Annotated in this window: 10 protein-coding genes; 5 read left to right on the forward strand and 5 right to left on the reverse strand. The window is 72.8% G+C overall.

Annotated elements, in window-relative coordinates; genetic code table 11:
* Positions 1 to 171 precede the first annotated feature (171 nt).
* The 4 genes from ACFXPX_RS42910 to ACFXPX_RS42925 all read left to right on the forward strand — a co-directional run bounded on the left by ACFXPX_RS42910 (position 172) and on the right by ACFXPX_RS42925 (position 2,365).
* Positions 172 to 828 (forward strand): GNAT family N-acetyltransferase, encoded by a 657-nt coding sequence (locus ACFXPX_RS42910; RefSeq protein ID WP_380645020.1) that lies wholly within the window; start codon positions 172 to 174, stop codon positions 826 to 828.
* Positions 829 to 1,063: 235 nt separating this feature from the next.
* Positions 1,064 to 1,531, forward strand: coding sequence for a hypothetical protein (locus ACFXPX_RS42915; protein ID WP_380645021.1), 468 nt, complete (start codon positions 1,064 to 1,066; stop codon positions 1,529 to 1,531).
* An 80-nt stretch (positions 1,532 to 1,611) separates the two neighbouring features.
* The gene (locus tag ACFXPX_RS42920; protein WP_380645022.1) at positions 1,612 to 2,076 is read left to right on the forward strand and encodes a DUF6228 family protein; all 465 of its coding nucleotides are present in this window, start codon (positions 1,612 to 1,614) and stop codon (positions 2,074 to 2,076) included.
* Entirely contained in the window at positions 2,069 to 2,365 is a 297-nt protein-coding gene (locus tag ACFXPX_RS42925) for a hypothetical protein (RefSeq protein ID WP_380645024.1), read from the forward strand. Before ACFXPX_RS42920 ends, ACFXPX_RS42925 begins: the two co-directional genes overlap by 8 nt.
* 211 nt (positions 2,366 to 2,576) lie before the next feature.
* Here ACFXPX_RS42925 and ACFXPX_RS42930 read toward each other — a convergent pair whose 3' ends face one another.
* The 4 genes from ACFXPX_RS42930 to ACFXPX_RS42945 all read right to left on the reverse strand — a co-directional run bounded on the left by ACFXPX_RS42930 (position 2,577) and on the right by ACFXPX_RS42945 (position 5,038).
* The gene (locus tag ACFXPX_RS42930; protein ID WP_380645026.1) at positions 2,577 to 3,305 is read right to left on the reverse strand and encodes an HAD family hydrolase; all 729 of its coding nucleotides are present in this window, start codon (positions 3,303 to 3,305) and stop codon (positions 2,577 to 2,579) included.
* A 131-nt stretch (positions 3,306 to 3,436) separates the two neighbouring features.
* Positions 3,437 to 3,961: a hypothetical protein gene (locus ACFXPX_RS42935; RefSeq protein WP_380645028.1), complete on the reverse strand. Its 525-nt coding sequence runs from the start codon at positions 3,959 to 3,961 to the stop codon at positions 3,437 to 3,439.
* Positions 3,962 to 4,040: 79 nt separating this feature from the next.
* Positions 4,041 to 4,613 carry an SMI1/KNR4 family protein gene (locus tag ACFXPX_RS42940; RefSeq protein ID WP_380645029.1) on the reverse strand — a complete coding sequence of 191 codons (573 nt, stop codon included), beginning with the start codon at positions 4,611 to 4,613 and terminating at the stop codon, positions 4,041 to 4,043.
* Positions 4,614 to 4,687: 74 nt separating this feature from the next.
* Positions 4,688 to 5,038, reverse strand: a complete 351-nt coding sequence (locus tag ACFXPX_RS42945; protein ID WP_380645030.1) for an ArsR/SmtB family transcription factor — start codon at positions 5,036 to 5,038, stop codon at positions 4,688 to 4,690.
* A 141-nt stretch (positions 5,039 to 5,179) separates the two neighbouring features.
* Here ACFXPX_RS42945 and ACFXPX_RS42950 point away from each other — a divergent pair, with 141 nt between their 5' ends.
* Positions 5,180 to 6,364: an MFS transporter gene (locus tag ACFXPX_RS42950; protein ID WP_380645031.1), complete on the forward strand. Its 1,185-nt coding sequence runs from the start codon at positions 5,180 to 5,182 to the stop codon at positions 6,362 to 6,364.
* A 64-nt stretch (positions 6,365 to 6,428) separates the two neighbouring features.
* Here the strand turns inward: ACFXPX_RS42950 and add are convergent, their stop codons facing one another.
* Positions 6,429 to 7,382 (reverse strand): adenosine deaminase, encoded by a 954-nt coding sequence (add, locus tag ACFXPX_RS42955; protein WP_380590542.1) that lies wholly within the window; start codon positions 7,380 to 7,382, stop codon positions 6,429 to 6,431.
* Positions 7,383 to 7,460 lie beyond the last annotated feature (78 nt).

Below are 7,460 nucleotides of genomic sequence, written 5' to 3' on the forward strand. Positions count from 1 at the left end.
CCGCTACGACAAGCGGGCCTACGTCTTCCATGGCACGGTCACCGTCGCAGCGATCCGCCTCTGGCTCCGACCATGATCCGCCGGACAGAACCTAGCCCCGGCACTGCCGCGCTCCGGCGCGGGCGCGAAAACCGGGGTGCGGGCGGTGCCGGCTCCCGGCACACTGGGCCGATGATCACCGACCACTGGCCGTTGAAGGGCCTGCGCGTCACCACGCCGCGCCTGGAGCTGCGCCTTCCCGGCGAGGACGAGCTGTCCGAGGTCGCCGACCTCGCCGCGCGCGGGGTCCACGCGCCCGGCCAGCGCCCCTTCCTCACCCCGTGGGGCGAGCTGGCGCCCGCCGAACGAGCCCGGCACGTCCTGCAGATGCACTGGCGGCGGATGGGGCGCTGGACGGCGCAGCACTGGGCGCTGGACCTGGTGGCCTTCCACGAGGGGCGGCCGGTGGGCGTGCAGGACATGCGGGCCCAGGAGTTCGCGGTGCGGCGCGAGATCACCTCCGGTTCATGGGTGGGCCTGGAGCACCAGGGCCGTGGGCTGGGCACCGAGATGCGCGCGGCGATGCTCCACCTGGCGTTCGCCGAGCTGGGCGCCCGCTCGGCGACGTCGGTGTCCTTCACCGACAACCACTCCTCCCTCGCGGTCTCCCGCAAGCTCGGCTACCGCGACGACGGCATCACCCTCGACGTCCTCGACGGCCGGGTGGTGGAGTCCCAGCGCCTGCGCCTGTCCCGCGACCACTGGCAGGGCCCGCCCTCCCCCGTCACCGTCACCGGCCTCACCCCCACCTGCCGCACCCTCTTCGGCGCCGACACCCCACCCTCCTGACCCCCTGCCCGCCGTCCCCCGGGGCCGGCAAGCCCCGCGCACCAGAAGTCGGCCCGGCCGACTTCCCCCGCGCTCCGGCCCCACGGGGAAACACCCGCCCCCTAGCCAGCCGAGGTCAACGGCACTCCCCCGCACAGGAAGTCGACGCCACCGCCCCTGTCAACGCTCTCCGAGCTTGATCCCCGGTGTGGGTCGTCAGCGAGCGCCCTGGCCGTGTCCGGCAGGGCTGTCAGCCGTGGATGCCAGAATCGTCGGCATGCCGCGGTGCGACTACTTCTCTGCCACCGACGATCAGGCCGCTGTCGCTGTCCTCCAGACGCCGGGAGGGCCGGGTCGGGCGGACCTCGACGTGGTCTTCCTCAAGAACATCGACCCGGTCGTCGCGGTCGCCCGGCTCGAAGCCATCATGACGAGCTGCGGCTACGAGGAGGCGAGCGAACGTCCGCGGTCCGGGCAACTACTGTCCGACCCGGAGGACGACGGGGCGTTCGTGGTCAGCCTGACGGATACCTTGGCCGCTGCCCTCGCCTCGGCATCGCAGGACGACCTCGTCCGCTGTGCCGAGCTGTGGTCGGAGACCGACGAGCTCCGGCAGATCGGGGTCAGCGTCGAGGTCGCGGCCGGTGTCCTGGATGCGCTGGCCGGTCTGGCCCAGCGTGCTCAGGCTTCCGACCAACGGCTCTACTGCTGGTGGGCGCTGTGACTCATCGACGGTCGGCGTGTTGTCCTTGGTCAGCAGTTCGCGTCGCCGGCGAGGGGCCTCCGTGATCTATCGTTCAACCGGTGAGCTCCCACGACACCGACCTCGACACGCCAGCCTCCGTAGCCGTCCGCTGCCAGAACAACCGCTTCGTCAGCGTGCGGCTCTGCGACGCCTCCCGGCCTGACGAGGACCGCGTGCAGTACGCCGTCGAGGCGTCCGCGCCGGGGCTGACCATGCGCGTTGACGGGGTGGTCGCCTGGCACCGGGGCGCCGACCTGGCGCCCTTCCTGGAGGGGCTGGCGGCCGACTTCCGCGGCTGGGACGGGCAGCGGGTCTGGCAGACCAGCGACCGCGATCTCACCATCAGCGCGGTCTTCCGCTCCGGCGGTCACATCGGGCTGACCTGGACTCTCCGCCCATGGCGAAATGCGGCCAGTGGTTGGGAGGCGTCCGTCACGACCTGGCTCGACGCCGGCGAGCGGATGTCTGCCCTCACGGTCGATGTCCGACGCTTCCTCACCCAGCAGGACGGCGGCCGTGGCTGACCTGCGGCTCGTCTGGACGCTCAACGGACCCGGGTGGGCGGACTGCAGTATCGCTGACGGTCAAGCCGATACCGAAGTCACGGCGTCGTACATCACCAACGCCCCCGAGGACCTCCTGACGGCGGTCGCCCGACTGGTCGGCGGTGAAGCCGAGACACGTGCCCAGTTCGAGGCAGAGCCCACCGCTTTCCGGTGGATCTTCTACCGCGCAGGCGACGACGTGTGGATCCGCCTCCTCCAACTACCGGACGGCGCCAAGCACGACAACGCCGGGACCGAGATCTGGTAGACCCAGCAGAGCGTCGACGCCGTGGCGCGAGCAGTGATCCGTTGCTTCGACGAAGTCGCCACGAGGTACGGCGAGAGCGGATATCGCGGCAAGTGGGGCGAACACTTCCCCCGCGCCGAGCTCGAAGCCCTCAGGTCGCTCTGGCGCACGCACCGGTCCGACGCGGCATCCTGAACCCCCGGGGCCCGTGCGGGCCGAGGGGTGCCGGAGGTCAGGGGGCGGGGAGGGCGGCGAGGGCGGGGGCGAGGGGGTGGAGGGTGTGGAGCACGTGGATGCCTTCGGCGACCGGGGTGGTGGTGGCGGCGCGGTCGAGCCAGAAGGCGTGGAGGCCGGCCGCGTGGGCGCCTTGGGCGTCGACGGTGTAGTTGTCGCCGACGTAGGCGACTTCGTGCGGGGGCAGGCCCAGGGCGGTGCAGGCGGCATGGAAGATGCTGGGGGCGGGTTTGGCCTCGCCGTGCTGGTCGGAGCAGACGATGACGTCGCCGACGTGCCCCAGCAGGCCGATGGCGCGCAGTTTGCGGCGCTGGTGGTCGGTGTCGGAGTTCGAGACGATGCCCAGGCGGTAGTGGGGGGCGAGGCGGCGCAGGGTGGGTTCGGCGTCGGGGAAGGCGCGCCAGGCGGCGTCGCGGTGGGCGGCGTAGCCGGCGAACCAGGCGGTGGCCTGGTCGTCGGTGAGGTGTTCGGCGCCGTCCTGGCCGAGGTGGGCGAGGAAGCGGCGGGTGCGTTCGCACTGCTGGCCGCGCAGGGTGAGTTCCCGGGCGAGGTAGCGGGCGTAGCTGTGCTCCATGACGGCGCGCCACAGGTCCAGGGCGGCCCGGGGGCTGGGGAACCGTTCCAGCAGGCCGACGTCTCGCAGGTGGGCGAGGATGCCCGCCTCTTCCGAGTGGGTGTAGTCGAACAAGGTGTCGTCGATGTCGAAGAGCACGCCCCTGATCGGCATGGACCGTCCCCCTTTTCCGTGTGTCCGCGGTGCGTCCTGCACCTTACGCGGCTGGTGGGGGCGCTGAGGCGCCGAGGGTGCTGTCGGGCCGGTGCGGTGCGGGCGTGGTCGGCTCCACTCCCGCGGGGCGGCTACGTCGCGGCATAGTCCTTCCACCGTCCGTGGTCGACGGCGTACTCGAAGATCTCGCGGAACGTCGGGAAGAACGCCAGATCACCGTTGCCGAACCACATGAACCTTCCCGGTCCCGCCCCGGGCGGGATCATGAGGATTCCCGCGGATCCGTCGGAGTCCACCGAGACAGGCGCGAGGAGCACGTCCGGCGCGAGCCCGCAGTCGACGCAGAACTCGCCCTGCACAAGGTCGACGAACGCGCCTCCTGCCTCCGGAGGCGTTCCACCGGCCCAGTCGCTCCAGCCGAACACCGGCATGGATCTGTCGAAGTGGGCCATGCCGTCGCCCTGCAGGAGGAATTCGGCATAGGTCGGGTCCAGCGGCTGGCCCATCCAGCGTTCGAGTTCCGCGACCTGGTCCGGCGTTGCCGGCGGCCGCAGGCCCGGTGCGGGCGACATCCAGTCCGGATCCGGATCGGCGAGGTGCTCCCGCATCCTCTGCTCCACGACATCGCGCACCCACTCGCTCAGCACAGCCGTCACGTTCTTCTCCCTCCGCCGTCCCTGCCACTGACGATTCTCCAGCAGGGACCGACACACGGGCATCGTCCGATCGCCGTCGTCACCACGGACGGGACTGGGGCCGGACCCTGGGCAGGCCCCAGGGTTGGACGGCTTCGCTGGTCAGGTCGGCCAGGAACTGCACCAGGCCGCCGCCGTAGTGCCACCAGGCTCCGCTGCGCGAGGCGACCGTGACCGTCCACTCCTGCGGGCCCGCCGGGCTGGTGCTCCAAAGGAACACGTCGCCCTGGTTCGAACCGCCCCACGGGAGGAAGCCGCCCGGGCTCGGGTACGGGCGCAGCGGGATGACGGGGTCGCTGTCCTCGCACCACTCCGCCACGGTCTCCAGATCGTCCTGGAGCCACTGCGGCCACTCCCGCTCGCGGCCGGCCGTCGGGTGGTGGACGGAGAGGAAGTCGCCGAGCACGAACGGGGGGTAGAGCTCGCAGAGGCGCTGGTAGTCGGCGGGCACCGGGGAGCCCAGCGCGGCCTCGAGGGCCGGCCAGTCGAAGGTCGCGGGCACCGCGAGGCGCAGTGCGTCGAAGCCGGGTACGGCGCGTTCGAGTTCCGCGATCGCCTCGTCAGGGTCGAGCAGGCGGCGGTGCGGTGTCTGGGTAGCGATGAGGTCCTCCACCGGACCAGGCTGTCACGACGGCGGCACCGGTCTGTTCCCCGGGTGGCCCGGCGGCCGTAGGGACGGGGCGCCCCTCAGGCGCCGGCGGCCGCCACCGCCGTCGGCCGCGGGGCGGAGGCCAGGAGGGCGTCGAGCAGCCCCGGGAAGCGGGCGTCGAGGTCGGTGCGGCGCAGGCTGACGAAGCGGTTGCGGCCGGCGACGCGGGTGGTGGTGACGCCGGCTTCGCGCAGGACGCGCATGTGGTGGGAGACGGTCGACTTGTGGAGGTGGTCCAGGCCCAGGTCGCGGGGGCCGCAGGAGTGTTCGGCGCCGTCGGCGTAGCTGAGCAGCAGGCGCATGCGCACGGGGTCGCCGAGGGCGTGCAGGACCGTGACGAGGTCGATGTCGGCGGTGGGGGGCTGGGGCAGCCGCTCGTCGTCGGTCATGGGTGGGGCTCCGGTCCTCGGGGTCCCGCACGGGCGCGGGCGACAGCAGGAATGGTTTGACAATTATCCACCAATCCCCGATTGTTTGGCGAGCGTCAAACCGTTGCATGTTCGTCCAACAATTGACCCGGGGGGCTCTCCGTGCCCGTACGCCTGCTCCTTCTCGCCCTCGGCACCTTCGCCATGGGCACCGACTCGATGGTGGTCGCCGGCATCCTCGGACCCATCGCCGCCGACCTGCACGTGTCGGTGGGCGCCGCCGGCCAGCTCGTCACCGTCTTCGCACTCGGCTACGCCGTGCTGGCCCCGCCACTGGCCGCCGCCACCGCCCGCTGGCCGCGCCGGCGCCTGCTGCTGACCGCGCTCGCCCTGTTCAGCGCCGCCAACGCCCTCAGCGCCCTCGCCCCCACCTACCCCCTGCTGCTGGCCACCCGGGTGCTCGCCGCCGCCGGCGCCGCCCTCTACACCCCCACCGCCAACGCCGTGGCCACCACCCTGGTCGCCCCCGAGCGGCGCGGCCGGGCCCTGGCCACCGTGCTGGGCGGCATGACGGTGGCCACCGCGCTGGGCGTGCCGCTGGGCACCTGGGTGGGACGCACCGACTGGCGCCTGACCATGTGGCTGGTCACCGTCCTCGGCCTGGCCGCACTCGCCGGACTCGCGCTCCTGCTGCGCGACCTGCCCGCTCCCACCGCCGCCCCCACCCTCGCCGCCCGGCTGGCCCCCCTCGCCTCACGCCGCGTCCTCGGCGCCGCCGCCACCACCCTCACCTTCTTCCTCGCCTTCCAGAGCGTCTACATCTACCTCGCCACCGCCGTGCACGGCGCCACCGGTGGCGACGCCGACAAGCTGAGCCTCATCCTGCTCACCGCCGGCGTGCTCTCGGTCGCCGGCAGCTGGCTGGGCGGACGCCTGGTCGACCGCGCCGGGGTGCGGGCCGTCCTGCTGACCGGCTCCGCCGTCGCCGCCTGCGCCTTCACCGCCCTGCCCTGGCTGGGGCGCAGCATGCCCGGAGCGCTGGCGTACGCGGCCGTCGTCCCCCTGGCCGGATGGGCCGTCTCCGTCGCCCTGCCCCACCGGCTGGCCTCGATCGACCCCGCGAACGCACCCCTGCTGATCTCCCTCAACAGCAGCGCCCTCTACCTCGGCACGGCCGCCGGAGGCCTCGCCGGATCAGCCGCCATCACGGTCCTGGGCACCCGCTGGTTCCCGCTGGCCGCGGCCGTACTCGCCCTCGTGGCCTGCGCCACCGCCGCGGCCACCACCCGCGACCAGCGCTCCCCCGCCGAGGCCACCGCCACGCCGCCCACCCCTGCCCGCACCTGAACCACCCCACCGGCCCCCGAGCACCACCTGCGGGGCCCGGACGGGCGGACTGCCGGGCGGGCCGTCAGGGAAGCAGGCGGGCGCGGACGGCGTCGTCGCAGAGCGCGCCGGCCAGACCGGCGGCGTAGGCGGCGGAGGCGTCGAGCCCGAGGCCGGCCGCCACGTCGTGCTCACGGTTGAGGTCGGTGCCGAACATGGCCGGGTCGTCGGTGTTGATCGAGCACAGCGCGCCGGCTTCGCGCAGCCGCGGCAGCGGGTGCTCGGAGAGGTCGCGGACGACACCGGTCCGTACGTTGGAGGTCGGGCACACGTCGAGCACCACGCTCCGGTCGACGATCTCGACCAGCAGCTGCGGGTCCTCCACGGCCCGGATGCCGTGGCGCAGTCTGACCGCGCCGAGGTCGAGGGCCTCCCGGATCGACTCCGGGCCGGCGGTCTCCCCCGCGTGCGGCACGAACGCGAGTCCGCCGTCCTGGGCGATCCGCACGGCCTTGCCGTAGGGCGCGAGCGGACCGCGCCGCTCGTCGCCGCCGATGCCCAGGCCGACCACGCCGCGGTCCCGGTAGCGGACCGCGACCCGTGCGCACTCCTCGGCCAGGTCCACGGGGCACCCTCGGTAGAGGTCCGGGGTCAGCCGCACGGTCACGCCGAAGCGCTCCTCGGCCTCGACGGCGCCTTCGCAGTAGCCCGCGAAGATCTCGTCCCAGCCGATCCCGTCCGCCTCCACGCGCTCCGCGGGGGAGAAGATGCCCTCCAGGTAGACCGCGCCCTGGCCGGCCGCCTGCCGTGCGTAGTCGACGACCACCTGGCGGAAGTCGTCGGCGGTGCGCAGGCAGTTGGTCGTCATCACCCACACCTCGATGAAGTGACGGAAATCGGTGAACCGGTAGAGCTCGGCCAGGCCTTCGACCGTGTCGACGGGAAGTGGCTCGTGGTTGCGCCGGGCGATCTCCAGCAGCGTCCGCGGCTGGATCGACCCCTCCAGGTGCACATGCAGTTCGATCTTCTTCGTCGTCATGTGCGGGAGCATTCCACAGATCGGACGGGCGGCCGTCCGGCGGCCGTCCGCGTACGGAGGCGGCCCCGGACGCGGTCC

Source organism: Kitasatospora sp. NPDC059146 (assembly GCF_042786665.1).
Taxonomy (GTDB): domain Bacteria; phylum Actinomycetota; class Actinomycetes; order Streptomycetales; family Streptomycetaceae; genus Kitasatospora.